This window comes from Microterricola viridarii (assembly GCF_900104895.1).
Taxonomy (GTDB): domain Bacteria; phylum Actinomycetota; class Actinomycetes; order Actinomycetales; family Microbacteriaceae; genus Microterricola; species Microterricola viridarii.
In genome coordinates this window covers 2,086,809-2,113,493 of record NZ_LT629742.1, presented here as the reverse complement: position 1 = coordinate 2,113,493, position 26,685 = coordinate 2,086,809, and the positions used below count along the sequence as shown (strand labels likewise).

The 26,685-nt window shown below is 69.3% G+C and carries 21 protein-coding genes and 1 tRNA gene; 4 read left to right on the top strand and 18 right to left on the bottom strand.

Features of this window, described 5'->3' with window-relative positions; translation table 11 throughout:
• Positions 1-7 precede the first annotated feature (7 nt).
• From gap to coaE, 9 genes are all read right to left on the bottom strand, one after another.
• Positions 8-1,015, bottom strand: a complete 1,008-nt coding sequence (gene gap / locus BLT62_RS09650) for a type I glyceraldehyde-3-phosphate dehydrogenase (RefSeq protein WP_083363861.1) — start codon at positions 1,013-1,015, stop codon at positions 8-10.
• Between the two features lie 96 nt (positions 1,016-1,111).
• A complete protein-coding gene (locus BLT62_RS09645) occupies positions 1,112-1,738 on the bottom strand; it encodes a superoxide dismutase (protein WP_083363860.1) in 627 nt (208 codons plus the stop codon).
• 106 nt (positions 1,739-1,844) lie between these two features.
• A complete protein-coding gene (gene whiA / locus BLT62_RS09640; RefSeq protein WP_083363859.1) occupies positions 1,845-2,825 on the bottom strand; it encodes a DNA-binding protein WhiA in 981 nt (326 codons plus the stop codon).
• A gap of 58 nt (positions 2,826-2,883) precedes the next feature.
• Entirely contained in the window at positions 2,884-3,756 is an 873-nt protein-coding gene (gene rapZ / locus BLT62_RS09635) for an RNase adapter RapZ (protein WP_083363858.1), read from the bottom strand.
• 63 nt (positions 3,757-3,819) lie between these two features.
• The gene (gene uvrC, locus BLT62_RS09630) at positions 3,820-5,679 is read right to left on the bottom strand and encodes an excinuclease ABC subunit UvrC (RefSeq protein ID WP_083363857.1); all 1,860 of its coding nucleotides are present in this window, start codon (positions 5,677-5,679) and stop codon (positions 3,820-3,822) included.
• Between the two features lie 14 nt (positions 5,680-5,693).
• Positions 5,694-8,603, bottom strand: coding sequence for an excinuclease ABC subunit UvrA (gene uvrA, locus BLT62_RS09625; protein WP_083363856.1), 2,910 nt, complete (start codon positions 8,601-8,603; stop codon positions 5,694-5,696).
• 669 nt (positions 8,604-9,272) lie between these two features.
• Positions 9,273-9,557 (bottom strand): hypothetical protein, encoded by a 285-nt coding sequence (locus tag BLT62_RS09620; protein WP_156786301.1) that lies wholly within the window; start codon positions 9,555-9,557, stop codon positions 9,273-9,275.
• Positions 9,550-11,616, bottom strand: coding sequence for an excinuclease ABC subunit UvrB (gene uvrB / locus BLT62_RS09615; protein ID WP_083363854.1), 2,067 nt, complete (start codon positions 11,614-11,616; stop codon positions 9,550-9,552). The genes BLT62_RS09620 and uvrB overlap by 8 nt, the downstream gene beginning before the upstream one ends.
• 9 nt (positions 11,617-11,625) lie before the next feature.
• Complete coding sequence (gene coaE / locus BLT62_RS09610; protein ID WP_083363853.1) at positions 11,626-12,249, bottom strand: dephospho-CoA kinase; 624 nt, start codon at positions 12,247-12,249, stop codon at positions 11,626-11,628.
• A 31-nt stretch (positions 12,250-12,280) separates the two neighbouring features.
• Between coaE and BLT62_RS09605 the strand changes: the two genes are divergently transcribed.
• The gene (locus BLT62_RS09605; protein ID WP_083363852.1) at positions 12,281-12,889 is read left to right on the top strand and encodes a DUF4126 domain-containing protein; all 609 of its coding nucleotides are present in this window, start codon (positions 12,281-12,283) and stop codon (positions 12,887-12,889) included.
• Here the strand turns inward: BLT62_RS09605 and BLT62_RS09600 are convergent.
• From BLT62_RS09600 to BLT62_RS09575, 6 genes are all read right to left on the bottom strand, one after another.
• Positions 12,843-13,595, bottom strand: coding sequence for a class I SAM-dependent methyltransferase (locus BLT62_RS09600; RefSeq protein WP_083363851.1), 753 nt, complete (start codon positions 13,593-13,595; stop codon positions 12,843-12,845). The two genes, BLT62_RS09605 and BLT62_RS09600, sit on opposite strands and share 47 nt — an antisense overlap.
• Positions 13,596-13,704: 109 nt before the next feature.
• On the bottom strand, positions 13,705-15,159 hold the full coding sequence (gene rpsA, locus BLT62_RS09595; protein WP_083363850.1) for a 30S ribosomal protein S1: 1,455 nt from the start codon (positions 15,157-15,159) through the stop codon (positions 13,705-13,707).
• A 127-nt stretch (positions 15,160-15,286) separates the two neighbouring features.
• A complete protein-coding gene (locus tag BLT62_RS09590; protein ID WP_172829679.1) occupies positions 15,287-16,339 on the bottom strand; it encodes a DUF2207 domain-containing protein in 1,053 nt (350 codons plus the stop codon).
• Complete coding sequence (locus BLT62_RS09585; RefSeq protein ID WP_083363848.1) at positions 16,336-17,301, bottom strand: epimerase; 966 nt, start codon at positions 17,299-17,301, stop codon at positions 16,336-16,338. Before BLT62_RS09585 ends, BLT62_RS09590 begins: the two co-directional genes overlap by 4 nt.
• Complete coding sequence (locus BLT62_RS09580) at positions 17,298-17,879, bottom strand: DUF4166 domain-containing protein (RefSeq protein ID WP_156786470.1); 582 nt, start codon at positions 17,877-17,879, stop codon at positions 17,298-17,300. Before BLT62_RS09580 ends, BLT62_RS09585 begins: the two co-directional genes overlap by 4 nt.
• Before the next feature lie 56 nt (positions 17,880-17,935).
• Positions 17,936-19,612 (bottom strand): DUF885 domain-containing protein, encoded by a 1,677-nt coding sequence (locus BLT62_RS09575; protein ID WP_083363847.1) that lies wholly within the window; start codon positions 19,610-19,612, stop codon positions 17,936-17,938.
• A 124-nt stretch (positions 19,613-19,736) separates the two neighbouring features.
• On the opposite strand from BLT62_RS09575, the gene BLT62_RS09570 reads away from it, so the two are divergent.
• Complete coding sequence (locus tag BLT62_RS09570; protein WP_331710496.1) at positions 19,737-20,975, top strand: amidohydrolase; 1,239 nt, start codon at positions 19,737-19,739, stop codon at positions 20,973-20,975.
• Between the two features lie 25 nt (positions 20,976-21,000).
• On the opposite strand, the gene polA is transcribed toward BLT62_RS09570, so the two are convergent.
• A complete protein-coding gene (gene polA / locus BLT62_RS09565; protein WP_083363845.1) occupies positions 21,001-23,679 on the bottom strand; it encodes a DNA polymerase I in 2,679 nt (892 codons plus the stop codon).
• A 69-nt stretch (positions 23,680-23,748) separates the two neighbouring features.
• Between polA and BLT62_RS09560 the strand changes: the two genes are divergently transcribed.
• Entirely contained in the window at positions 23,749-24,177 is a 429-nt protein-coding gene (locus BLT62_RS09560) for a hotdog fold thioesterase (RefSeq protein ID WP_083365404.1), read from the top strand.
• 57 nt (positions 24,178-24,234) lie between these two features.
• Here BLT62_RS09560 and BLT62_RS09555 read toward each other — a convergent pair whose 3' ends face one another.
• Positions 24,235-24,840, bottom strand: coding sequence for an ANTAR domain-containing response regulator (locus BLT62_RS09555; protein WP_067227073.1), 606 nt, complete (start codon positions 24,838-24,840; stop codon positions 24,235-24,237).
• Positions 24,841-24,878: 38 nt separating this feature from the next.
• Between BLT62_RS09555 and BLT62_RS09550 the strand changes: the two genes are divergently transcribed.
• Positions 24,879-24,959, top strand: a tRNA-Leu gene (locus BLT62_RS09550).
• Positions 24,960-25,003: 44 nt separating this feature from the next.
• On the opposite strand, the gene BLT62_RS09545 is transcribed toward BLT62_RS09550, so the two are convergent.
• The gene (locus tag BLT62_RS09545) at positions 25,004-26,581 is read right to left on the bottom strand and encodes an AMP-binding protein (RefSeq protein WP_083365403.1); all 1,578 of its coding nucleotides are present in this window, start codon (positions 26,579-26,581) and stop codon (positions 25,004-25,006) included.
• Positions 26,582-26,685 lie beyond the last annotated feature (104 nt).

Sequence of the window (26,685 nt, the reverse complement as noted above, 5' to 3'; positions counted from 1 at the left end):
CTACCGCCTAGAGGCTCGCGGCGACGAACGTCGTCAGGTCGACGAGACGGTTGGAGTAGCCCCACTCGTTGTCGTACCACGAGGCAACCTTGACCTGGTCGCCGATCACCTTGGTGAGGCCGGCGTCGAAGATCGAGGAGTGCGGGTCGCCCACGATGTCGCTGGAGACGATGGGGTCCTCGGTGTAGCTGAGGATGCCCTTGAGGGGGCCCTCCGCTGCAGCCTTGTACGCGGCGTTGACCTCCTCGACGGTGACGGGGCGCGAGGCGGTGACCGTCAGGTCGGTGATGGAGCCGGTGGGGATCGGGACACGCAGCGCGTAGCCGTCGAGCTTGCCGACGAGCTCCGGGATGACGAGGCCGAGGGCCTTGGCGGCACCGGTCGAGGTCGGAACGATGTTGACCGCTGCGGCACGGGCACGACGAAGGTCGCTGTGCGGGCCGTCCTGCAGGTTCTGGTCTGCGGTGTAGGCGTGCACGGTGGTCATCAGACCACGCTCGATGCCGAAGTTGTCGAGGAACACCTGAGCCAGCGGCGCGAGGCAGTTGGTGGTGCAGGACGCGTTCGAGATGACGTCGTGCGTTGCGGCGTCGTAGCTGGACTCGTTGACGCCGAGGACGATCGTCGCGACGTTCTCGCCGGTGGCGGGAGCGGAGACGAGAACCTTCTTGGCGCCGGCCTCGATGTGCTTGCGGGCCAGCTCGGCCTTGGTGAAGAAGCCGGTCGACTCGATGACGATGTCGACGCCCAGCTCGCCCCAGGGCAGGTTGGCGGGGTCGCGCTCGGCGAGGACCTTGATGGCCTTGCCGTTGACGACGATGGTGTCGCCCTGCAGCTCGACCGTGGCGTCGAGGCGCCCCGCGACCGAGTCGTACTTCAGCAGGTGGGCGAGCGTCTTAGGGTCCGTGAGGTCGTTGACTGCAACGATCTCGATGTCGCTGCCCTTGGCGAGGGCGGCGCGGAAGTAGTTGCGGCCAATGCGGCCGAATCCGTTGATACCGATCTTGACGGTCACGAAAATACTCCTGTTACTGGGGGCGCTATGCGCGCAGATGGACGAAACAAGAATGAGACGACGGTGTCCCCAGACGGGGTCCGGGGACACCGCTTGCTATGAGAGTAGCAGCAGGCCTTCGGTCTTCACTCGCGCAGTGTCGAAGCGTGACTGCACGTTCGACCAATCCACGATGTTCCAGAACGCCTTGACGTAGTCGGCACGCACGTTGCGGTAGTCCAGGTAGTACGCGTGCTCCCAGACGTCGAGCATGAGCAGCGGGACGGTTCCGGCAGCGAAGTTGGCCTGCTGGTCGAAGAACTGCTGGATGATCAGCTGCTGGCCGATCGCGTCCCAGGCCAGGACGGACCAGCCGGAGCCCTGCACGCCGAGTGCGGTGGCGGTGAAGTGCGCCTGGAACTTCTCGAAGGAGCCGAAGAAGTCATCGATGGCCGCGGCCAGCTCGCCGACCGGCTTGTCTCCACCGTTCGGGGACATGTTGGTCCAGAAGATGGAGTGGTTCACGTGGCCGCCGAGGTTGAACGCGAGATCCTTCTGCAGCTTGTTGACGTTGGCCAGGTTGCCGGTCTCGCGCGCCTCGGCGAGCTGGGCGAGCGCGGTGTTCGCCCCGGTCACGTAGGCCTGGTGGTGCTTGCCGTGGTGCAGCTCCATGATGGCGCCGCTGATGCTCGGCTCAAGCGCCGAGTAGTCATAGGCAAGTGCTGGCAGGGTGTATTCAGCCATTGATTGTCTCCTCTTTCATGACCGCGAGAGTCGCGACCGGTTTCGACCGTTTCAGTCTAATCACGGCACCCTCCGAGGCACCGAGTATCTTCCTCAGGGCCAACCCCTAGGCCTCGTCGAGGTCGGCGGGCAGGTTCGCGTCGGTGCCGGGGATGCCCTGGTCTGCGGCCTTCTTGTCGGCCATGGCGAGCAGGCGACGGATGCGGCCGGCGACGGCGTCCTTGGTCATCGGCGGCTCGGCGTGGTGGCCGAGCTCGTCCAGGCTGGAGTCGCGGAAGCGCAGGCGCAGCTCCCCCGCGTACTTGAGGTGCTCCGGGATGTCGGAGCCGAGGATCTCCATGGCGCGCTCCACGCGGGCACAGGCGGCGACGGCGGCCTGCGCGCTGCGGCGCAGGTTGGCGTCGTCGAAGTTGACCAGGCGGTTGGCGGTGGCCCGCACCTCGCGGCGCTGGCGCAGCTCCTCCCAGTTGCGCACGGTCTGCTCCGCGCCCATCTGCACGAGCATCGCGCTGATGGCGTCGCCGTCACGGATGACCACGCGGTGCACGCCGCGCACCTCGCGCGCCTTGGCGGCGACACCGAGCCGGCCGGCCGCGCCGACGAGGGCCATGGCGGCCTCGTTGCCCGGGCAGGTGATCTCCAGGGCGGCGGAGCGACCGGGATCGGTCAGCGTGCCGGCGGCCAGGAACGCTCCGCGCCAGACGGCTGCGATCTCCTCGCGCGATCCCGTGGTGAGGCGGTTCGGCAGGCCGCGGATGGGGCGGCGCCGGGCGTCGAGCAGGCCGGTCTGGCGGGCGAGCGTCTCGCCGCCTTCCAGCACGCGGACGAGGTAGTTGTTGGTGCGGCGGAGGCCGGAGGCCGGGATCACGGAGACGCTGCTGCGCACACCGTAGAGTTCGGCGAGGTCTTTGCGCACACGGCGCGCGAGCACGGTGGAGTCCAGTTCGGACTCGACGGCGATGCGCCCGGAGATCATGTGCAGACCCCCGGAGAAGCGCAGGATCGTGGCGAGCTCGGCGGCTCGGACCGTGGTCTTGGGGACCTCGACCACGGAGAGTTCATCTTTTACGTCGGCGGTGAGAGCCAATCGTGTTTCCATTCTTTGCAGTGCCAAAAGGCGTGGACAGGCGGCCGGGTGCGACCGCCTATTCGCGTCCGAGGTCTCGATGCCGCACACTCACGGCCACCCGGGGAAGGGCGCCGATCAGTGTCGACAGCTCCTTCACCATGGCGACGGAGCGGTGCTTGCCGCCGGTGCAACCGACGGCGATCGTGACGTGACGTTTGTTCTCGCGCTGGTAGCCGTCGAGCACGGGCTCGAGTGCGGCTGCGTAGCGCGCGAGGAATTCCCGGGCACCGGCCTGCTCCAGAACGAAGGCGGCGACATCGCTGTCGAGCCCCGTCTGAGCGCGGAGCTCTGGGATCCAGAAGGGATTGGGCAGGAAGCGGGCGTCGGCGACATGGTCGGCGTCGGCCGGCACCCCGTACTTGAAGCCGAAGCTGAGGAGCGTGACGCTGACGCCGACGGCATCCACCTCGGAGAAGTGCTCCCGGGTGACGGTCGCCAGCTGGTGGATGTTCAAACCAGAGGTGTCGATGATCAGGTCGCTGGCGCCCCGGATGGTGGCGATGCGGTTTCGCTCGGCGGAGATGCCGTCGAGCAGCGTGCCGTCGCCCTGCAGCGGGTGCGGCCGGCGCACGGACTCGAAGCGGCGCACCAGCACCTCGTCGGAGGCGTCGAGGAAGACGACGCGCAGCGCCGTGCCCTTGCGGAGCTCCTGGATGGCGTCCTGCAGCTCGGAGAAGAACTCGCCGCCGCGGATGTCGATGACGGCCGCGATCTTGGGCAGGCTCGCCCCCGCACGCCCGGCAAGGTCCACGAACGGCCGCAGCATCTGCGGCGGCAGGTTGTCAACGACATACCAACCGAGGTCCTCGAGGGCGTTCGCAACGGTCGAACGACCGGCTCCGGACATTCCCGTGACGATCAGCATCTCGTGCTGCCGGGCATCCGCCATGGCAGATTCTCACCTTCGCTAGAAGAACTGGTGGGCTTATAGCCTACCGAGCGTCGGAGCCGTTCAGGAGCGCAAGTGCCGATAGATCGCCTGCGCGAGGGTGGGGCCGACCCCCCGGACCTCGGCAATCTGCTCCTCTGTGGCCTGTTTGAGCTGTGCGACGGAACCGAAATGCTTGAGCAGCACCTTCACCCTCGCCGGCCCGAGACCGGGCACCTCGCCCAGAACGGAGCCGATGTCGCGTTTGCGGCTGGCCCGCTGGGCGGTGATCGCGAAGCGGTGCGCCTCGTCGCGGATGCGCTGGAACAGGAACAGGGCGTCGCTGTTGCGCGGCAGGATGACGGGATACTCGGAATCGGGCAGCCAGATCTCCTCGAGGCGCTTGGCGATGCCGCAGAGCTGGATTCCCTGCACGCCGGACTCCCGGAGCGCCCGGGCGGCGGCCTCGACCTGCGGCTGGCCGCCGTCGACAATGAGCAGGTTCGGCGGGTAGCTGAACTTGCGCCGCTTCTCGCCGCCCTCCGCTGCCTCCGGCTCCGGCTCCTCACGCAGGTAGGCCAGGCGCCTGCTCAGCGTGCGGTAGATGGAGTCGGTGTCGTCGGTGGACTCCGGGATGTTGAAGCGCCGGTACTGGTCCTTGCGCGGCAGGCCGTCCTCGAACACGACCATGCTGGCGACGATGTTGGTGCCGCCGAGGTGCGAGACGTCGTAGCACTCCATCCGCAGCGGCGCCTCCGTCATCCCGAGCGCCTCCTGGATGTCTTCGAGGGCCTTCGACCTGGCGGTGAAGTCGGAGCTGCGCCGGGTCTTGTAGAGCATCAGCGAGTGGGCGGCGTTCTGGGTGGCGGTGGCCAGCAGCGCGGCCTTCTCGCCGCGCTGGGCGGCACGCACCCCCACCTTGGCGCCGGCGAGGCCGCGCAGCCACTCCTCGAGGGCCTCTGCGTCCTCCGGCAGCTCTGGCACCACGATCTCCCGGGGCGGCGGATTGGACTCGTTGTAGACGGTCTGCACGATGGAGTCGACGAGCTCGCCCATGGAGGCGTCCAGGCCCTTGTCGACCATCCAGCCGCGCACACCGCGGATGCGCCCGCCGCGCACCACGAACTGCTGCACGGCGGCGGCCAGCTCGTCGTGCACGATGCCGAACAGGTCGATGTCGACGGAGTCGCGCAGCACGACGGCGCTTTTCTCCAGCACCGCCTCGAGCGCGAGCACCTGGTCGCGGCGCTTCGCGGCCAGCTCGAAGTTGAGCTCGGCGGATGCCGCCTTCATCTCCTGGGTGAGCTCGTTGATGAGCTTGCGGTCCTGGCTGCCCATGAAGCTCACGAAGCGCATCACGATCTTGCGGTGCTCCTCGATCGTGACGAGGCCGGAGCAGGGGCCGAAGCAGCGGCCGATCTGCCCGGCGAAGCACGGCTTGCCGGAGAGCATGGCCCGCTTGTAGTCGGAGTCCTTGCAGGTGCGGATCGGGAACGCCTTGAGCATCAGCTCGATGGTGTCGTAGACGGCCCACACCTTCGGGTATGGCCCGAAGTAGCGGGCGCCCTTGATGCCGGTGGTGCGGGTGACGAGGGCGCGCGGCGCCTCATCGGCCAGGGTGACGGCGAGGTAGGGGTAGGACTTGTCGTCCTTGAACATGACGTTGAACGGCGGGTCGAATTCCTTGATCCAGGTGAACTCGAGCTGCAGCGCCTCGACCTCGCTGCCGACGACCGTCCACTCGACGCTGGTGGCGGTGGTCACCATCCGCCGGGTGCGCTCGTGCAGGCTCTCCAGCGGCGCGAAGTAGTTGCTCAGCCGGGCCCGCAGGTTCTTCGCCTTGCCGACGTAGAGCACCCGCCGGTTGGCGTCGCGGAACCGGTAGACGCCCGGCTCGGTGGGGATCTCCCCCGTCTTGGGCCGGTAGCTCAGAACGTTCGCCATCGCCGCCGCCCGGGCTAGCCTGCGGCCACGGCGCGGTGCTGGGAGCGCTGCGGTGCGGCATCCGCGGCGAGCACCTCTTTCAGGAAGACGCCGGTGTGGCTCTTCTTGTTTGAGGCGACCTGCTCTGGCGTGCCGGTTGCGACGATCTTGCCGCCGCCGGAGCCGCCCTCCGGGCCGAGGTCGATGACCCAGTCGGCGCTCTTGATGACGTCGAGGTTGTGCTCGATGACGATGACGGTGTTGCCCTTGTCGACGAGGCTGTTCAGCACGATGAGGAGCTTCCGCACGTCCTCGAAGTGCAGGCCCGTCGTCGGCTCGTCGAGCACGTAGACGCTGCGACCGTTGGAGCGCTTCTGCAGCTCGGTGGCGAGCTTGACGCGCTGCGCCTCGCCGCCGGAGAGCGTGGTGGCGCTCTGGCCGAGGGTGACGTAGCCGAGGCCGACCTCGACGAGGGTCTTCAGGTAGCGGTGGATCGCCGAGATGGGCTCGAAGAACTCGGCCGCCTCGCTGATGGGCATCTGCAGCACCTCGGCGATGTTCTTGCCCTTGTAGTGCACGGTGAGGGTGTCGCGGTTGTAGCGCGCGCCGTGGCACACCTCGCAGTCGACGTACACGTCGGGCAGGAAGTTCATCTCGATCTTGATCGTGCCGTCGCCGGAGCAGGTCTCGCAGCGGCCGCCCTTGACGTTGAAGCTGAACCGGCCGGGCAGGTAGCCGCGGGTCTTCGCCTCGATCGTCTCGGCGAACAGGGTGCGGATGCGGTCGAAGACGCCCGTGTAGGTGGCCGGGTTGGAGCGCGGGGTGCGGCCGATCGGCGCCTGGTCGACGTGGATCACCTTGTCCAGCTGCTCGAGCCCGGTGACCCGGGTGTGCTTGCCCGGCAGCTTGCGGGCGCCGTTGAGCTTGTTGGCGAGCACCCGGTAGAGGATGTCGTTGACGAGCGAGGACTTGCCGGAGCCGCTGACCCCGGTGACGGCGGTGAAGGTGCCGAGCGGGAACTCGGCGCTGACCTTGCGCAGGTTGTTGGCCTGGGCGCCGACGACCTTGATCTGGCGCTCCGGGTCGACCGGGCGCCGGGTGTGCGGGGTGACGATCTGGCGCCGTCCGGCGAGGTAGTCGCCGGTGAGCGAGCGGGTGTTCGTCAGCAGGTCGTCGTAGGAGCCGGAGTGCACGACGCGGCCGCCGTTGACGCCGGCGCCGGGTCCGATATCGACGATCCAGTCGGCCGTGCGGATGGTGTCCTCGTCGTGCTCGACGACGATGAGTGTGTTGCCGAGGTCGCGGAGCGCCACGAGCGTCTCGATCAGGCGGCGGTTGTCGCGCTGGTGCAGGCCGATGCTCGGCTCGTCGAGCACGTAGAGCACGCCGGTCAGGCCGGAGCCGATCTGGGTGGCCAGGCGGATGCGCTGGGCCTCGCCGCCGGAGAGCGTCGCGGCGGCGCGCGCCAGGTTGAGGTAGTTGAGGCCGACCTTGACGAGGAAGTCGAGGCGCAGCTTGATCTCGCGCAGCACCTGGGCGGCGATGGCCTGCTCGCGCTCGGTCAGTTCCAGCTTGTCCATGAAGCTGCGGGCATCCGTGAGGCTGAGCTCACAGACATCCGCGATGCTCTCGCCGTGGATGTGCACGGCGAGCACCTCGGGCTTGAGCCGCTTGCCGTTGCAGACCTGGCAGGCGACCTCGCGCAGGTACTCTGCCCAGCGGGCGCGCTGGTTGTCGGTCTCGGCCTGGGCGTACTGCCGCTCGATGTAGGGCACGACGCCCTCGAAGCCGGAGGTGTAGCTGACCTCGCGGCCGTAGCGGTTCTTCCACTTGACCTTGACCTCGAAGTTGTCGCCGTTCATCACGGCGGAGCGCACGGTCGCCGGCAGCTTCGCCCACGGCGTGGTGAGGTCGAAGTCGAGGTCGCGGGCGAGGCCCTCGAGCAGCTTCTCGTAGTAGCTGAACAGGCCCTTGCCCTGGGTGGTCCAGGGCAGGATGACGCCCTCGGCGATGCTGAGCTCCGGGTCGCCGAGCAGCAGGTCCTCGTCGACCGACATCCGGGTGCCGAGGCCGGAGCACTCCGGGCAGGCGCCGAACGGGGCGTTGAACGAGAACGTGCGCGGCTCGATCTCGGTGAGCTGGATCGGGTGGTTGTTCGGGCAGGAGAGCTTCTCCGAGAACGTCTGCCACGCCTCGTCGCCCTCCCGGTCGACGAAGTTGATCTTGACGAGGCCGTCGGTCAGGCGCAGCGCCGTCTCGAGCGAGTCGGTGAGCCGGCTGAGCAGCTCGGGGTCGGCGACGAGGCGGTCAACGACGACGGCGATGTCGTGCTTGATCTGCTTCTTCAGGGTGGGCGGGTCGGAGAGCTGGATCTGCTCGCCGTCGACGATGGCGCGCGAGTAGCCGCCGGCCGCCAGCTCCTTGAACAGGTCGACGAACTCGCCCTTCTTCTGCGAGACGACGGGGCTGAGGATCTGGTAGCGGGTTCCCTCGGCCAGCTCCATCAGCTGGTCGGCGATCTGCTGCACGGTCTGGCGCTGGATCTTCTCGCCGCAGACGGCGCAGTGCGGCACGCCGACACGGGCCCAGAGCAGGCGCATGTAGTCGTAGATCTCGGTGATGGTGCCGACGGTGGAGCGCGGGTTGCGGTTGGTCGACTTCTGGTCGATGGAGACCGCCGGGCTGAGGCCCTCGATGAAGTCGACGTCGGGGCGGTCGACCTGGCCGAGGAACTGGCGCGCGTACGCGCTCAGCGACTCGACGTAGCGGCGCTGCCCCTCGGCGAAGATTGTGTCGAACGCCAGCGAGGACTTGCCGGAGCCGGAGAGCCCGGTGAAGACCACGAGCGAATCGCGCGGGATCTCCAGGTCGACATTGTGCAGGTTGTGCACGCGGGCACCCTGAACGCTCAGCTTGGACGTGGATTCGACTCGAGAAACTGACACCAGACAAGTCTAGGAGACGCGCGGCGCATTCGAAGACTCGTTCTACAAGCTGTTGGCGAACATACAGCCAGCGCGCGGGCACCGGTCCCGCCGCGTCGGGCGGCACTCCTGCCGAGTGGGCCTGTCGAGATCCCGGCGTCGACCGGCGGATGCCGCAGCGTGCGCCACTTCGTGTTGCTCTGCGCCACATGATGTGGCGCAGACGGCCACGAAGTGGCGCTGGGCGAGGGCCCGGGCGTCAGCGCCTCGGACGCCGCCCGACGACGCATCAAGCGGGGGCTTCCGAACAGTGTGGCGTCCTCGTACCGTGCAGGAGCCCCCGCTCGGCGCGCCGATAGCGTCGGCCTCCGGAGCCGGCCCTCCCTCGAGCCAACGGGCTGCGCGCAGCACCGGCGGATGCCGCAGCGTGCGCCACTTCGTGCTGCTCTGCGCCACATCATGTGGCGCGGAAGGCCACGAAGTGGCGCTGGGCGCGGGCCGGGGCGTCAGTGCCTCGGACGCTGTCACTCCCCCGAGCCAACGGGAATCTGCCCGGCGGCCAGCGAGGTCGCGGACGAGGTCTCGATACGGCGCTGGCGCGCCTACTCGACCAGCGGGAGGGGCGCGCCGCAAGGACCGGGCAGCGCAGCGGCCGAAGCCCGGGAGTCAACGGGGCACTGGCGCGCGGCGCTAGCGGGAGGGCGGGAGGGCGATTCGGACCGGGCCGGCGCCGATGGGGCCGTCGCCCGGGAGGGGCGCCGGCGCGGGCAGCTCCTGCTGCGCCTCCCAGACGAGGTGCGCCTCGTGGGTCTGCGGCCGGAACACCTCGTCGACGACGCCCAGCATGCCCCCGCCCGCGCTCCGCCGCCGGCGCTTGCGCTCGGACGCGGCGAGCCGCGGCCCCAGGAGCGGCCACAGCAGGAAGCCCGCCAGGAGCACCCCGGCGAGCACCAGCAGCGGAAGGGGATCAATCAAGGTGGCCGGCCTTCTCCATCTGGCGCAGCTCCCGCTTGATCTCGGACAGCTCATCGCGCAGGCGCGCGGCCAGCTCGAACTTCAGCTCGCCGGCGGCCTGCAACATCTGCTCGTTGAGGTCGGCGATGAGCGACTCCAGCTCGTTGCCGCCGGCGGAGGCGATGCCCTCGCGGCGCAGGTTCGGAACCGGGGACTTCTTGCGCCCCTCACGGCCGGCCAGCAGCTCGGCCGTGTCTGCCTCCTCGCGGGCCAGCACGTCGGTGATGTCGGCGATGCGCTTGCGCAGCGGCTGAGGGTCGATGCCGTGCAGCTCGTTGTACGCGACCTGCTTCTCGCGCCGCCTGGTGGTCTCCTCGATGGCCTTCGCCATCGAGTCGGTGACCCGGTCGGCGTACATGTGCACCTCGCCGGAGACGTTGCGGGCGGCACGCCCGATTGTCTGGATGAGGGAGGTCGCCGAGCGCAGGAAGCCCTCCTTGTCGGCGTCGAGGATCGCCACGAGCGACACCTCGGGCAGGTCGAGGCCCTCGCGCAGCAGGTTGATGCCGACCAACACGTCGTAGACGCCCTGGCGCAGCTCGGTGAGCAGCTCCACCCGGCGGAGCGTGTCGACATCCGAGTGCAGGTAGCGCACCCGCACGCCGGACTCGGTGAAGAAGTCGGTAAGCTCCTCCGCCATCTTCTTGGTGAGGGTGGTGACCAGCACGCGCTCGTCCTTGGCCGCCCGGATGCGGATCTCCTCGAGCAGGTCGTCGATCTGGCCCTTGCTCGGCTTCAGCACGATGGCGGGGTCGACGAGACCGGTCGGGCGGATGATCTGCTCGACGACGCCGTCGGCGATGGCCATCTCGTACTTGCCCGGCGTGGCGGAGAGGTAGACGGCCTGGCCGACGCGGTTCTTGAACTCGTCGAACTTGAGCGGCCGGTTGTCCAGCGCGCTCGGCAGCCGGAATCCGTGCTCGACCAGGGTGCGCTTGCGCGAGGAGTCGCCCTCGTACATGGCGCCGATCTGCGGCACGGTCACGTGGGACTCGTCGATGACGACGAGGAAGTCGTCCGGGAAGTAGTCGAGCAGGCAGTGCGGGGCCTCCCCCACCGCCCGCTGGTCGATGTGCCTGGAGTAGTTCTCGATGCCGGAGCAGAAGCCGATCTGTTCCATCATCTCCAGGTCGAAGTTGGTGCGCATGCGCAGCCGCTGCGCCTCCAGCAGCTTGCCCTCCCGCTCCAGCTGGGCCAGCCGCCACTCCAGCTCCTCGCGGATGGTGACGATGGCCTTCTGCATCACCTCGGTGCTCGCGACGTAGTGCGAGCCGGGGAACACGGCGACGGAGTCGAGCTTGCGCACGACATCGCCGGTGAGCGGGTGCAGCGAGTACAGCGCCTCGATCTCGTCACCGAACATCTCGATGCGGATCGCCAGCTCCTCGTACACGGGGATGATCTCGATGGTGTCGCCGCGCACCCGGAAGTTGCCGCGGGAGAAGTCGATGTCGTTGCGCTGGTATTGCATCGAGACGAACTTGCGCACCAGGGCGTCGCGGCCGATCTTCTGGCCGACCTGGAGGGCGACCATGGCGTTCATGTACTCGTCCGGCGTGCCGAGGCCGTAGATGCAGGAGACGGTGGAGACGACGATGACGTCGCGCCGGCTGAGCAGCGAGTTGGTGGTGGAGTGCCGGAGCCTCTCCACCTCGGCGTTGACCGAGCTGTCCTTCTCGATGAAGGTGTCGGTCTGCGGGACGTACGCCTCCGGCTGGTAGTAGTCGTAGTAGGAGACGAAGTACTCGACGGCGTTGTGCGGCATCAGCTCGCGGAACTCGTTGGCCAGCTGCGCCGCCAGCGTCTTGTTGTGGGCGAGCACGAGGGTGGGGCGCTGCACCGCCTCGACCAGCCAGGCCGTCGTCGCCGACTTGCCCGTTCCGGTGGCGCCGAGGAGCACCACGTCGGTCTCGCCGGCGTTGATGCGCGCGGTCAGATCGGCGATGGCGCCGGGCTGGTCACCGCTCGGCGTGTAGTCGCTGACGACTTCGAAGGGGCGGACGGAGCGGGTGGGTTCCATGCCCCAAGTCTACGGACGCCCGCCGACACCGCGCTCTGCTTGAATCTGCAGCCAGAGGTCGTCGACCTGGCTCATGGTGTGGGCGAGGGTGCCGTCGGCGTCGATCACGACGTCGGCGACGGCGCGGCGCTCCTCGTCGCTGGCCTGCGCCTCGACCCGGGCGACGGCGTGGGCGGGGTCGAGCCCGCGCTCCTCGACCAACCGGGCGACGCGGGTCTTCTTCGGCGCCTCGACGACGACGATCTTGTCGAAGCCCTCCCCGGCCCGGCCGGCCTCGACCAGCAGCGGGATGTCGTGCACGATGACGACGTCGGGGTCGGCTGCGACGGCCTCCGCCTTCATCTTCTCGCCGAGCTCGCGCACGGCCGGGTGCACGATGGCGTTGAGCTTGTCGCGGGCCGCGTCGTCGTGGAAGATGACCGCGCCGAGCTTCTCCCTGTCCAGGCTCCCGTCGGCGCGCAACACCTGATCGCCGAAGGTCTCGCGGATGGCGGCGAGGGCCGGGGTGCCCGGCTCCACGGCCTTGCGCGCGAGCACGTCGGCGTCCACCAGCACGGCGCCGTGTTGCACGAGACGGCGGGCCACCGTCGATTTGCCCGAGGCGATTCCGCCCGTCAAGCCGATGAGATACATATTCACACCTTATCCGTGCCAGACTCTGCGCATGTTGGAGTTGTTGACGGGGACCGCCCTGGCGGCATCCGCCGGGTTGAACGCCTACGTCCCGTTGCTGCTGATCGGGCTCGGCGCACGGTTCACCGGGCTGGTCGAGCTGCCGGCGAACTGGGCCTGGTTGCAGAACGACTGGGTGCTCGGCATTCTCGCGGTGCTCCTGGTGGTGGAGGTCCTCGCCGACAAGGTGCCCGGGCTGGACTCGGTCAACGACATGCTGCAGACCGTCATCCGGCCGACCTCCGGCGGGCTGGCGTTCGGCTCGGGAACGACGGCGACGACGGTGGCGATCACCGACCCTGCGGCGTTCTTCAGCTCGAATCAGTGGGTGCCGATCGCCCTGGGCGCCGTCATCGCCCTCGGCGTGCACCTGGCCAAACTGTCGGTGCGGCCGATCGCCAACGCCCTGACGGCGGGGGCGGCCGCCCCCGTGCTCAGCGCCGCGGAGGACGTGAGCAGCGTCGTGCTGTCGGTGCTGGCGCTCCTCGCGCCGCTCCTCGCACTGCTGGCGATGGCCGGCGGCGTGCTGCTGTTGTTCCGCTGGCTGCGCCGGCTCAGGCGCTCGCGTCGGGCCAGGCTGCAGCCAGCCAGCATTCCGTGACGTAGGGCAGCAGGATCGTCTCCGCGCGGGTCTCCGGGTGCGCATCGAGCACGCCCTCGACGCGGGAGAGCATGGCGTTCTGCTCGGCCGGGGAGGCGACGAGGTAGTAGCTGCGGGTGGTGGCGAGGCCGAGGATGCCGGCGCGCGTCGTCCGCTGGTTCCAGCGCGTCACCTGCCGCGCCAGCACGGTCATCCCCGCGCCGAGGGCCGGCGTGAACTCGGCTGCGTGCGCACCCTGGTGCATGGCGGCGGAGAGCGCGGCCACCCACGGCACGGTGTCGTCTCGGCTGTTCCAGATGAGGCCGAGCCGGCCGCCGGGGCGGAGCACGCGCAGCACCTCGCGCGTGGCCTGCTGCTCGTCCACCCAGTGCCAGGCCTGCGCGACGGTGACGAGGTCGACGCTGGCCTCTGGCAGCGGGATGCGCTCGGCGGTTCCGACGAGGGAGCTGAGCCCCGGCATCCGCTCGGCGGCGACCCGCAGCATGTCGGCGGACGGGTCGACGGCGGTGACACGGTCGCCGCGCTCGCGGAGCTGCGCGCTCAGCTTGCCGGTGCCCGCACCGAGGTCCAGCACGTCGAGGGGCGTGGAGGCGCCGCCGCGCAGCCAGTCGACGCAGTCCTCCGGGTAGCCCGGCCGGTGCGCGTCGTAGCCGTCCGCCCCGTGCCGGAAGGAGTCAGCGTGTTGTTGGAGGCGGCCGGTCTGCATGCCCCCAGCATAGGCAGCGCGGCGCACGGCGCGAAGGGGGACGCGAAAACGGGCCGGTCCCGAAGGACCGACCCGTTCACTGTCTAGCTAGAAGATGCCTAGCTGGTGACTAGTTGCCGCCAGAGAGCTTCTCGCGCAGAGCGGCGAGCGACTCGTCGTCGGCGAGGGTGCCACCACCGGTGGACTCGCTGGAGAAGGTCGAACCGGCCGCAGCGGCTTCGCCGGCAACGGCAGCCTCTTCGTTCGCGGTTGCAACCTGCTTCTTGTGAGCCTCCCAGCGAGCCTGGGCAGCAGCGTACTCCTGCTCCCACTTCTCGCGCTGGGTGTCGAAGCCCTCGCGCCACTCGTTGGTCTCCGGGTCGAAGCCCTCAGGGTACTTGTAGTTGCCCTGCTCGTCGTACTCGGTGAGCATGCCGTAGAGGGCCGGGTCGAACTCGGTGCCCTCGGGGTCGACACCCTCGTTGGCCTGCTTGAGGCTCAGCGAGATGCGGCGACGCTCGAGGTCGATGTCGATGACCTTGACGAAGACCTCGTCGCCGACCGAGACAACCTGCTCGGCGAGCTCAACGTGCTTGCCGGAGAGCTCCGAGATGTGCACGAGGCCCTCGATGCCCTCTGCAACGCGAACGAACGCGCCGAAGGGAACGAGCTTGGTGACCTTGCCCGGTGCAACCTGGCCAATGGCGTGGGTGCGGGCGAAGACCTGCCACGGGTCCTCCTGCGTTGCCTTGAGCGACAGCGACACGCGCTCGCGCTCGAGGTCAACCTCGAGGATCTCGACGGTGACTTCCTGGCCAACCTCAACAACCTCAGAGGCGTGCTCGATGTGCTTCCAGCTGAGCTCCGAGACGTGCACGAGGCCGTCGACGCCGCCGAGGTCCACGAACGCACCGAAGTTGACGATCGAGGAGACGACGCCCTTGCGGACCTGACCCTTCTGAAGGTTGTTCAGGAAGGTGGTGCGGCTCTCGGACTGCGTCTGCTCCAGCAGGGCGCGACGCGAAAGCACAACGTTGTTGCGGTTCTTGTCGAGCTCGAGGATCTTGGCCTCGATCTCCTGGCCGAGGTACGGCGTGAGGTCGCGGACACGGCGCAGCTCGATGAGCGATGCCGGGAGGAAGCCACGGAGTCCGATGTCAACGATGAGGCCACCCTTGACGACCTCGATGACCGAACCGGTGACAACGCCATCGGCGTCCTTGATCTTCTCAACGTCGCCCCACGCACGCTCGTACTGTGCGCGCTTCTTGGACAGGATGAGACGACCTTCCTTGTCCTCCTTCTGGAGAACGAGGGCCTCGACGGTGTCGCCAACATTGACGACCTCGCTCGGGTCAACGTCGTGCTTGATGGACAGCTCACGCGAGGGAATGACGCCCTCGGTCTTGTATCCCACGTCGAGGAGAACCTCGTCGCGGTCGATCTTCACAACAGTGCCCTCGATGAGGTCACCGTCGTTGAAGAACTTCAGAGTCTTCTCGACCGCGGCGAGGAAGTCTTCAGCAGATCCGATGTCATTGATGGCGACCTGCTTGGGTGCCTTGGCGGTCGTTACGATTGTCATGTAGTAGATGCTCCAGTACGGACAAGTTCGGGCCACCCGCAGGGAAGAGCTGTGTGAAATCTGCGAGGGGCATACGGATAAATCGTCACAAACGTGACGTTCTAGCTTAGCCCGACTTCGAGGGGGGTTACAAGTCGAGGCTCAGGGCTCCCAGGTCAATGTCGGGCAGCTCGATTCCGGCCAGCAGCGACAGGTCCACGTCGAGGCTGCGCAGCCCGTCCAGCAGCTCGACGAGGGGCAGGTCCAGGCCGAGATCGCCGAGGAAACCGAGCGGCTGGGCCCCGTCGATGGCGTTCAGGACGCCGGATGCCGTGAGCTCGCGGCGCTCCGTCTGAAGCTGCCTCGCCCACTCTCGTTCCAGGCCGAACAGCACCGCGAACGGCAGCAGCCTCTCGTTCAGCACGAGTGCCTCCAGCCGGCCCTCCGGCGTGTCGACGGGGCGGGTCAGGGCGCCGGCTGGCGACTGCAGGAAGCGCAGCCGGTCGGCCTCCGCCAGTGCGATGTAGTCGCGCAGCCCGGCGAGGTGGTCGCGCACCGCGAAGGAGGCTGCGGAGAAGCGCCGCATTCGGGGCGGCGGCGCGAGCACGGCGACGGCGGCGAGCCCGACCGCCCCGGCGCCGCCCAGAAGCGCCACCGGGAGGCTCGGGGCCCAGATCAGGGTGAGCGCGTACAGGCCGAGTGCGGCGACGGCGAGGCAGCGGATCAGGACGGCGGGCCAGCTGGCGTCCAGGAGAACGCCGCCAGTGGCCTTCAGCCGCGCGATCTCGGCGTCGACCACGCCGCTGACGGCGCGGCCGAGCTTGGCGTCGCGTCCGATCGCCCGGCGCGGGCGCTTCCGCCCGCGCTTCTGCCCGCGTGGGGCGCCGAACACAGCCACCAGCAGTGCGCGCTGCTGCGCGTCCAGCGCCGGCCCGTCCAGCAGCTCGACCCGGAGGCTGCTGCCTGCGGCATCCGGGGCTAGGAAGCGCACGTTACCCCGCACAGCGAGGTGCACCAGTTCCGCCGCGACGGCGCGGCGCTCGGTGCGGGTGAGAACGGCGGCCGTCACGATGCCGAGGCCGGGCGGCGGGGCGTACTGCGCGATGCGGCCGGGGCGGCGGCGCTGGCTGGCGCGCAGCAGCAGGGCCGTGGCCGCGAGGGCGGCGAGCAGGGCGAGCGCGCCGAGGCCCAGGGCGCTCACCTGCTGGCCCTCTCGGTCAGGATGTCGCGCAGTGCCGGCTCCAGCTCGGGGTGCTCGAAGCGGTAGCCGAGCCCGGTCAGGCGTTCCGGCGCCACCCAGCGGCTCTTCAGCACGAGCTCCGTCTCGGTGCGGATCGCGGCCGACCCGAGCTCCAGCATCCAGCGGGTGGTGGGCAGCCCGATCGGCATCCGCACCAGGCGGCGGAGCGTTTCCATGAGTTCGGTGTTGTCGGAGGCGCCGGGAGCCGAGACGTTGAGCACGCCGGAGACCTCGGGGTGGGCTGCGACGAAGTCGATGATGTTGCCGACGTCATCGATGTGCACCCAGCTGAAGCGCTGCCTGCCGGCCGTCGGCCGGTACTCGTGGAAGGTGCCCGCCGCACGCCGGCGGGCCGTGCCGAACCAGCGGCCGTCGCGCTGCGGGCCGCCGAGTCCGAAGCGGGCCAGGTTCACGAGCGGCAGCAGCGCGCTGCCGTCGCCGAGCACGATCGCCATGCGCAGGGCGACGCGGCGCGTGCCCGGCAGCTCCGGCGCGAAGAACGCGCGCTCCCAGGCGGTGGCGATGCCCACAGAGAAGCCGGTGCCGATCTCGCCCGTGCTCTCGGTCATGGCGCGGTCGTCGGCGTGCCGGTAGATGGTGGCGGTCGAGGAGTTGACCCAGAGCGGCGGCGGGCTCTGGCAGGCGGCGATCGCGTCGGCGAGCTGCCTCGTCGTCTGCACGCGCGAGCGCAGGATCTCGGCGCGGTTGGCCGCCGTGTAGCGACAGTTCACGCTCTTGCCGGAGAGGTTGACGAGCAGGTCGGCCCCGTCGAGCAACCGGGTGATGGCGGCGGGGTCAGTCCAGTCGGCGTCGGCGCCCCGGCGTCCGATCGTCTGCACGCTGTGCCCGGCAGAGCGGTAGCGCTCGGCCAGGTACCGGCCGATGAACCCGGACGCCCCGGCGATCACGATCCGCCTCGTCACGGCTGCCCCTCCCCCTGGCGGACCTCGTATCGGAACGAGCCGCCGTATTCGTACAGGGTACCGAGGAGGGGCGCCGTCATCGTCAGGGCGATGACCTGTCGCTCCTCGGCGTCGTCCCAGCGTTCGGTGAGCAGCACGGTGGGCGCCAAGAACCGGGGGACGCGCAGGCGCAGCCGCCCGATGCACAGGGTGACGCGGGTGGAGTGCAGCCGGAGGGCGCCGCCGGCGACATCCGCCGCGAACTCGGCCTCGACGAGCCCGGCGTGCCCGAGCCGGTCGATGAGGCGCCCGCGGCCGTTGAGCCCGATCACGTCGACCATCGCCCACTCGCCGTCGTGCAGGTGGAAGCACCGGACGGCCCGGACGGTGTGGCGCTCACCGGGCTCGTTGCGCACCGTGAACGGCACATCGCGCTGCCAGCCGGCCAGGAGGATGCCCTGCCGGTGCAGAGCCCGGAGGACGGGCCTCAGCCAGCGGCGCGGGGTGCCGGCCGTGTCGAAGACGCCGGAACCCCAGCCGTGCCAGCCGGGCGGGATCGCGGCGAAATAGGCGCGCAGGCGCGGGTGCAGCTCCTGCATCCGCTCCCCCAGCACCGCCTCGTACGGCGAGCTCCCCCCGGCCGGCCTCACCGGCGTCAGCGCAGCAGCGCCGACTTCAGCGTGTCGAGACCGACGCCGCCGAGGTCGAGGGCCCGCTTGTGGAACGCCTTGATGTCGAAGCTCGCGCCGGCGCGGGCGGCGGCCTCGTCGCGCAGCTGCTCCCAGATGCGCTGGCCGACCTTGTAGGAGGGCGCCTGGCCGGGCCAGCCGAGGTAGCGGTTCACCTCGAAGCGCACGAAGCCCTCGTTCATGTTGACGTTCTGGCTGAGGAACTCGAAGGCGTACTCGGCCGTCCACGGCCCGTTGCCGTCCGGCCGCTGCTTGCCGAGGTGCACGCCGATGTCGAGCACGACGCGAGCGGCCCGCATCCGCTGCCCGTCGAGCATCCCGAGCCGGTTCGCCGGGTCGTCCAGGTAGCCGAGCTGCTCCATCAGACGCTCGGCGTAGAGGGCCCAGCCCTCCGCGTGGCCGGAGGTGCCGGCCAGCTGCCTGCGCCAGGTGTTCAGGGTCGAGCGGTTGTAGACGGCCTGCGCCAACTGCAGGTGGTGGCCGGGAACGCCCTCGTGGTAGACGGTGGTGAGCTCGCGCCAGGTCTCGAACTCGGTGACGCCCTCCGGCACAGACCACCACATGCGGCCCGGGCGGGAGAAGTCGTCGGTGGGCGGCGTGTAGTAGATGCCGCCCTCCTGGGTGGGGGCGATCATGCACTCGAGCTCGCGGATCTGCTCGGGGATGTCGAAGTGCTCCCGGCCGAGCTCGGCGACGGCCCGGTCGCTGGTCTCCTGCATCCAGCGCTGCAACGCCTCGGTGCCGTGCAGCTTCCGGCTGGGGTCCTTGTCGAGGAAGTCGATGGCCTCCAGCACGCTGGCGCCCGGCTTGATCTCCTTGGCGATGCTCTCCTGCTCGGCCGTCATCCGGGCCAGCTCCTCGACACCCCATTCGTAGGTCTCGTCGAGGTCGATCTTGGAGCCGAGGAAGTGCTCGGACGCCAGCGCGTAGATGTCGCGGCCGACGCCGTCGGCCTCGGTCGCGGCTGCCGCCAGCTCCTGCGTGAGGAACTCGCTCAGCTTGCGGTAGGCGACGGCGGAGACACCGGCGCCCTCCGCCAGCTTGCGCGCCAGCGACGCCGGCAGCTCGCCCGATTCCAGCGAGGCGCCGGCGGTGAACTCGGTGAAGAAGCCGTTGTCGGCCCAGAGCCGGTTGGTCTGCGCCGCGACCTCGTGCACCTGCCGGACGGCGGGCGTGACACCCGCGGCGATGCCGGCGCGCAGCGTCTGGATGTAGCCGTCGATGGCATCGGGCACGGCCGCCAGCCGGGAGCCGATCTGCTCCCAGTCCTCGACCGTGGCCGTCGGCATCAGGTCGAACACCTCGCGGATCTCCTGCGCGGGCGACGCGATCACGTTGAGGTCGCGCAAGTGCAGCTGCGCGTCGGCGCTGCGCAGCTGCAGCTCCAGGGTCGCCCGCAGGTCAGTCTGGGTGACCTCGTCGACGGCGTCGACGGGCGCCGCGGCGTCCAGCTCGGCGATGACCCCGCGCGCGGCGGCGCTCATCGCCTCCTGCCCGGCCGGCGAGTAGTCGCCGAAACGGCCGTTCACCTCGTTGCGGCCGATGTAGGTTCCGACGGTCGGCTGCAGCTCGACCAGGGTGTCGACCCAGTTCTCGGCGATCTGGTCGATCTCGGTGGGCGTGCGCTGAATGTCGTTGCTCATGCGTTCAGCCTAGAACAGACGACGCGTGTGTTCCGGTGCAGTTTGCGGGCACTGGACAGTGGGATGCGGTTGACGTAGCGTGACGCGAAACCAACCAAGTCGAGGGAATCTCATGTGCCCAGAAGTGTTCGAAGAAGTCACCGTCAACCCGGATCTCGCCGACCTCTACCGGGATCTGCACAGTCACCCGGAGCTCGGGTTCCAGGAGACCCGCACCTCGAACATCGTGGCGAGCCGCTTGTCAGAGCTGGGCTACGAGGTGACGACCGGCGTCGGCCGGACCGGCGTCGTCGGCGTGCTCCGGAACGGTGACGGACCGACCGCGCTGCTGCGGGCCGACATGGACGCCCTGCCCGTCAAGGAGGACACCGGGCTCCCCTACGCGAGCACCGTCACGGCCACCGACGCCAACGGCAAGCTCGTCCCGGTGGACCATGCCTGCGGGCACGACCTGCACACCACCTGCCTGCTGGGCGCGGCGGAGGTGCTCTCCGCCGACCGCGCCAGCTGGGCGGGAACGCTGCTGCTGGTGTTCCAGCCGGCGGAGGAACTCGGCGCGGGGGCGCAGGCGATGGTCGACGACGGCCTGTTCCAGCGGTTCCCGGTGCCCGATGTGGTTCTCGGCCAGCACGTTGCGCCGCTGCCGGCCGGCAAGATCGCCGGCCACGCCGGGCCCTCGTACGCAGCCTCGGACTCGCTGCGCGTCCGCCTGATCGGCAAGGGCGCCCACGGCTCGATGCCCGAGGCATCGGTCGACCCGGTGGTGCTGGCGGCCGAGACCGTGCTGCGGCTGCAGACCATCATCTCCCGAGAGATCCCGAGCACGGCCACGGCGGTCCTCACCGTCGGGTCGATTCATGCCGGCGACGCCGCCAACGTCATCCCCGGCGAGGCCGAGCTGCAGCTGAACATCCGCAGCTACGACGCCCGCGTGCGCGAGCGCATCTTGAGCGGGGTGTCCCGGATCGTGTCCGGCGAGGCCGCGACGGCCGGCTCGCCCGAGCCGCCGACGATCACCGAGATCGAGCGCTTTCCCATCGTGGTCAATGACGCGGAGGCGCTCAGCAAGACGCTCAGTGTGTTCAGCGCCTGGCTGGGAGCGGGCAACGTCCTGGATCCGGGAGCGGGCTCCGGCAGCGAGGACGTCGGCGTGCTGGCGACGAGTTGCGGTGCCCCGCTCGCCTATTGGCTGCTCGGCGGAAGCGACCCGTCGCTGTTCACAACGGGTGACATGACCGACCCCGCCCTGCTCACCGTGCCCTCGAACCACTCCCCGCACTACGCCCCGGTGATCGATCCCACACTGAGCATCGGGGTCACGGCGCTGGTGGCGGCCGCGCGGACCTGGCTGCCTGCCGCCTGAGCCGGCTGCACCGGCCGCCGCCCGGCTAGTGCGCGGCGCTGTCCCAGTTCGTTCCGTGTCCGAGCTGCACGTCCAGCGGCACGAGCAGTTCCGCCGCGCCGCCCATGCCGCCACGGACGATGCCCTCGAGCACCTCGGCCTCGCCGGGGGCGACCTCGAAGATCAACTCATCGTGCACCTGCAGCAGCATGCGGCTCCGCAGCTCCTGAGCGGCGATGTCGTTCTCGATGGCGATCATGGCGCGTTTCATGATGTCGGCGGCCGAGCCCTGGATGGGCGAGTTCAGCGCCTGGCGCTCCGCGGCCTCGCGGTGCACCCGGTTGGGGCTGGCGAGGTCGGGGAACGGCCGGCGGCGGCCGAACAGGGTGGTGGTGTAGCCGTCGACCTTGGCCTGCTCGACGACGTGGCGGAGGTAGTCGCGCACAGCGCCGAAGCGGGAGAAGTAGTCGGTCATCAGCTGCTTGGCCTCTGCCGTGTCGATGCGCAGCTGCTTGGACAGGCCGAAGGCGCTCAGCCCATAGGCGAGGCCGTAGGACATCGCCTTGACCTTGTTGCGCATGGCCGGGGTCACGTCGGCCGGATCGACGCCGAAGATCCGCGAACCGACGAAGCGGTGCAGGTCTTCGCCGGCGTTGAACGCCTCGATCAGCCCGGCGTCCTCCGAGAGGTGCGCCATGATGCGCATCTCGATCTGCGAGTAGTCGGCGGTGAGCAGGGTCTCGTAGCCGTCGCCGACATGGAAGGCGGCGCGGATGCGGCGGCCGTCCTCCGTGCGCACCGGGATGTTCTGCAGGTTGGGGTCGGTGGAGGCGATGCGGCCGGTGGCGGTGCCGACCTGGATGTAGGTGGTGTGGATGCGGCCGGTGGTGTCGATCGCCTTGTCCAGCGTCTCGACGATCTGGCGGAGCTTGGTGGCGTCGCGGTGCTCGAGCAGCAGGCCGAGGAAGGGGTGCGGGTTGCTCTGCTGCAGGTCGGCCAGCGCGCCGGCATCCGTGGAGAACCCGGTCTTGGTCGCGCGGGTCTTGGGCATGCCGAGCTGGTCGAACAGCACTTCCTGCAGCTGCTTGGGCGAGCCGAGGTTGACCTCGCGGCCGATCTCGGCGAAGGCCTGCGCGGCGATGCCGGCGGCGGTTTCGCCGAGCTCGGAGGAGAGGGCGGCGAGCTCGTCATGGCTGACGGCGACGCCGCGCAGTTCCATCTCGACCAGCACGGCGAGTGTCGGCATCTCGATGTCGTCGAGCACGCTGCGGGAGCCCGCGTCGAGCTGTTCGACGATCTGCGGGGTGACCCGCAGCGCGTACCAGGCCTCGACGGGGGCGCCGGAGGGCGCGCTGTCGTCGGGCACGAGCTGGTTAGCGTCCGGCTGCGGGACGGTCTCCTCCAGGTAGCGGGCCACGAGGTCGACGAGGGTCTTCTCCTGGCCGCCCGGGCGCAGCAGCCAGCCGGCGACGAGCGCGTCGGTGGCGAGGCCGGCGAAGGCGAGGCCCGAGCGGCGGACGGCCTTCAGCTGCCCCTTCGCGTCGCACATGATCTTGGGGGCGTCGCTGGCCAGCCACTCCTCGAACGGCGCGTAGTCGGTGCGGCCGGGAATCCAGGGCAGGCTGACCGTCTCGGTCTCGCTGGCGATGCCGAAGCCGATGGCCTGGCCGTCCAGCACCTCGACGCTCAGGCCGAGGCCGGCCGGGTGGGTGGCGGTGACGCGGTCGAGCCAGCCGCGCAGTTCCTCGTCGAGCAGCGTCTGGGCGGTGGGGGTCTGCGGGATGTCGGCGGCGGCCGCGGCGGCCTCGCCGCCGGCCGGGCTCTCAGCGCCCTCGGCGAGCTCCTGCTTGAGCACCCGGTCGAGCAGGCTGCGGAACTCGAGGCGGGCGAAGATGTCGCGCACCGCCTGCTCGTCGATCGGGCCGCGCTCCAGCTCGGGAACGCCGACCGGCAGCTCCAGGTCGGTGACCAGGCGGTTCAGCCGCCGGTTGCGGATGGCGTTCTCCTTCTGCTCGCGCAGGTTGTTGCCGACGACGCCCTTGATCTCCTCTGCGTGCTCGAGGATGCCGTCGAGGCTGCCGTAGAGGCCGAGCCACTTGACGGCGGTCTTCTCGCCGACCTTGCTGATGCCGATCAGGTTGTCGCTGGTCTCGCCGACGAGGGCGGCGACGTCCGGGTACTGCTCCGGGCGGATGCCGTAGCGCTCCTCGACGGCGGCCGGGTCGTAGCGCTTCAGCTGGGAGACGCCCTGCGTGTTCGGGTAGAGCAGCGTGACGTTGTCATTGACGAGCTGGATGCTGTCGCGGTCACCGGAGACGACGAGGACGCGGTAGCCGGCCTCTGTGCCGCGCACCGAGAGGGTGGCGAGGATGTCGTCGGCCTCGAAGTCCTCCTTCGTGATGGTCACGATGTTCATCGCGGCCAGCGCCTCCTGCAGCAGCGGGATCTGGCCGATGAACTCCGGCGGCGTCTCGCCGCGGGTGCCCTTGTACTCGGGGTACTCGCGCGTGCGGAAGGAGAAGCGGGAGATGTCGAACGCGACGGCGATGTGCGTCGGCTTCTCGTTCTTCAGCAGGTTGAGCAGCATCGAGATGAAGCCATGGATGGCGTTGGTGTGCTGCCCGTCCCTGGTCTGAAAACTGTCCACCGGGAGGGCGTAGAACGCCCGGAACGCCAGCGAATGGCCGTCGATGATGAGAAGGGTAGGCTTTTCTGAATCCGACACAGACACAGCCTACAAGCCAGCACCGACAGGGCGCGGGACTTCGTGGGGCAACAGACTTCAAAGGTGAGCATGAGCGAGACCAATACCGACGCCCTCGAGTGGGTCGTCCAGCGTGGAGTCGGCGCCCTCGCCGAGAAGATGGGCATCGAGTTCACCGAGTTCACGGTCGAGCGCTCCGTCGCCCGCATGCCGGTGGAGGGCAACACGCAGCCGGCCATGCTGCTGCACGGCGGCGCGTTCGTGGTGCTCGGCGAGTCGCTCGGCTCGATGGCGGCGAACCTCTGGGCCGGCCCCGGCCGCCTCGCCGTCGGCATCGAGATCAACGCCACCCACACGCGCTCGGCGACGGAGGGCTGGGTGACGGGCGTCTGCACGCCGATCCACCTCGGCCGCACGCTGACGACGCACGAGATCGCGATCAGCGACGAGGCGGGCCGGCGCTGCTGCACCATCCGGATCACGAACCTGATCAAGGACCTGCGCCCGAGCGCGGCTTAAACGCCGAGGAGCGGACGCCGTCGGCATCCGCTCCTCGTGAAATCGTGGTCTTGCTGGCTATTTCTTGGCGCTGAGCTGCTCGATGATCGCCTGGGCGACGTCGTGCATGGTCAGGCGGCGGTCCATGGACGCCTTCTGGATCCAGCGGAACGCCTCGGGCTCGGTGAGGCCCATCTTCTCGTTCAGCAGGCCCTTGGCCCGGTCGACGAGCTTGCGGGTCTCGAAGCGCTCGACGAGGTCGGAGACCTCGGCCTCGAGGGCGATGATCTGGGCGTAGCGGGCCAGGGCGATCTCGATCGCCGGCAGCAGGTCGTTCGGGGTGAACGGCTTGACGACGTAGGCCAGCGCGCCGGCCTCGGTCGCACGCTCGACGAGCTCCTTCTGGCTGAACGCGGTCAGCAGGACGACGGGCGCGATGTGGCCCTTGCTCAGGCGTTCGGCGGCGGAGATGCCGTCCAGCTGGGGCATCTTGACGTCCATGATGACGAGGTCGGGGCGCAGCTCGGTGGCGAGTGCGACCGCGGTCTCACCGTCACCGGCCTCACCGACGACCTCGAAGCCGGCGTCACGCAGGATCTCGACGATGTCGAGACGAATCAGAGACTCATCTTCTGCGACGACGACGCGGCGCGGTGGGGCTGGGGTGATGTCTGTGTCAGTCACAGCGTCAAGCCTACGGTATTCTGATCGAGGTCTTGTGCGCCGGTGTGGCGGAATGGCAGACGCGGAGCACTCAAAATGCTTTGTCGAGAGACGTGTGGGTTCGAGTCCCACCACCGGCACAACTCCCCCTGAAACCCCTGATGGGCCGCGGAATACGCGCCCATCAGGAGTGCTCACGCAGCTCGCGCCGGAGGATCTTCCCCGCACTGGATTTGGGGATCGCGGAGACAAAACGAACTCGCCTCACTTTCTCGTGCGGGGCGACGCGCGAGGCGACGAACGCGATCACCTCGCCCTCGGAGAGGCTCGCCCCCTGCTGCAACACGACGAAGGCCTGCGGGATCTCCTGGCCGTCCTCGTCGGAGACGCCGATCACCGCGGCATCCGCGATGCCCGGATTCTCCAGCAGCACCGCCTCCAGCACGGCGGGCGCCACCTGGTAGCCCTTGTACTTGATCAGCTCTTTCAGCCTGTCCACGATCCAGTAGACGCCGGTGGCGTCGACGGTCGCGAGGTCGCCCGTGTGCAGCCAGCCGTCGGCGTCGAGCGTCTCTGCCGTCGCCGCCGCGTTGCCCAGGTAGCCGGCCATCACCTGCGGGCCGCGCACCCAGAGCTCCCCCGGCAGGCTCGGCCCGGCCTCCGGCACGTCCACGTCGGCGCCCGTCTCCGGGTCGACGACGCGCGACTGCGTGTTCGGCAGGGCCAGCCCGACACTGGAGCGGTCGATGTCGGGGCGGGTGTTCGGGATCACGTGTGTCGCCGGGCTGGCCTCCGTCATGCCGTAGCCCTGCGCAACGGTGCAGCCGAGCCGGGCGGCGACGGCGTGGGCGAGGGCGCCGGCCAGCGGGGCCGCGCCGGAGAAGACCACCGTGACGCTGGAGAGGTCGTAGTCGTCGACGAGGGGGTGCTTGGCGAGGGCCACGGCGATCGGCGGCGCGATGAACAGCCAGTTGCAGCGGTGCTCGCTCGTGATGCGGAGGAACTCGGGCAGCTCGAAGCGCGGCATGGTCACGAGCACGGCGCGCAGGGTGAGCGCGTAGTTCAGCAGCACGGTGAGCCCGTAGATGTGGAAGAACGGCAGCACGGCGAGCACCCGCTCGCCCCGCTCAACCCCGATCGCGCCCATGCCCTGGGCGACGTTGGCGACCAGGTTGGTGTGGGTGAGCATGACCCCCTTGGGGTGCCCGGTCGTGCCGGAGGAGTACGGCAGCACGGCGATCTGGGTGGCGGGGTCGAAGTGCAGTTCCGGCGGCCGCTCGTCCGCGCCGAGCAGCTCCCGCAGCGAGGGGTGCCCGTCGGCGCCGTCAAGGACGACGAGTCGCTCCGGCGGGATGCCGACTGCCGCCGCGGCGGCCTCGGCGGCGGGCAGGAACGGCGACACGGTGAACAGCCAGGTCGCACCGGAATCCCGCAGCTGGTTCTCGATCTCCCCCGCCGTGTAGAGCGAGTTGATCGTGGTGACGGTGCCGCCGGCGCGCAGGATGCCGTGGAAGACGGTGGCGAACGCGGGCACGTTCGGGCAGAGCAGGCCGACGACGGTGCCGAGCTCGACGCCGCGGACGGCCAGGGCGCCGGCGAGGGCGTCGATCTGCCCGCGCAGTTGGCCGAAGCTGGTCTCGGCCCCGGTGACGCCGTCGATGATGGCGACGGCGGCGAGATCCTCCTCGCTCAGTGCGCCGAACACCGACTCGTAGATGCTGACGGCGGGGATGTGCACGTCGGGCAGAACGCTTGCGGGCATCGTCGACTCCTTGACGTCGTTGTCGGTGGGGCTGGCCCACACACTACATCCGCGCCGCCCGGGAACGCCACAGGCCCGGCTCACGAATGAACCGGGCCTGTGTC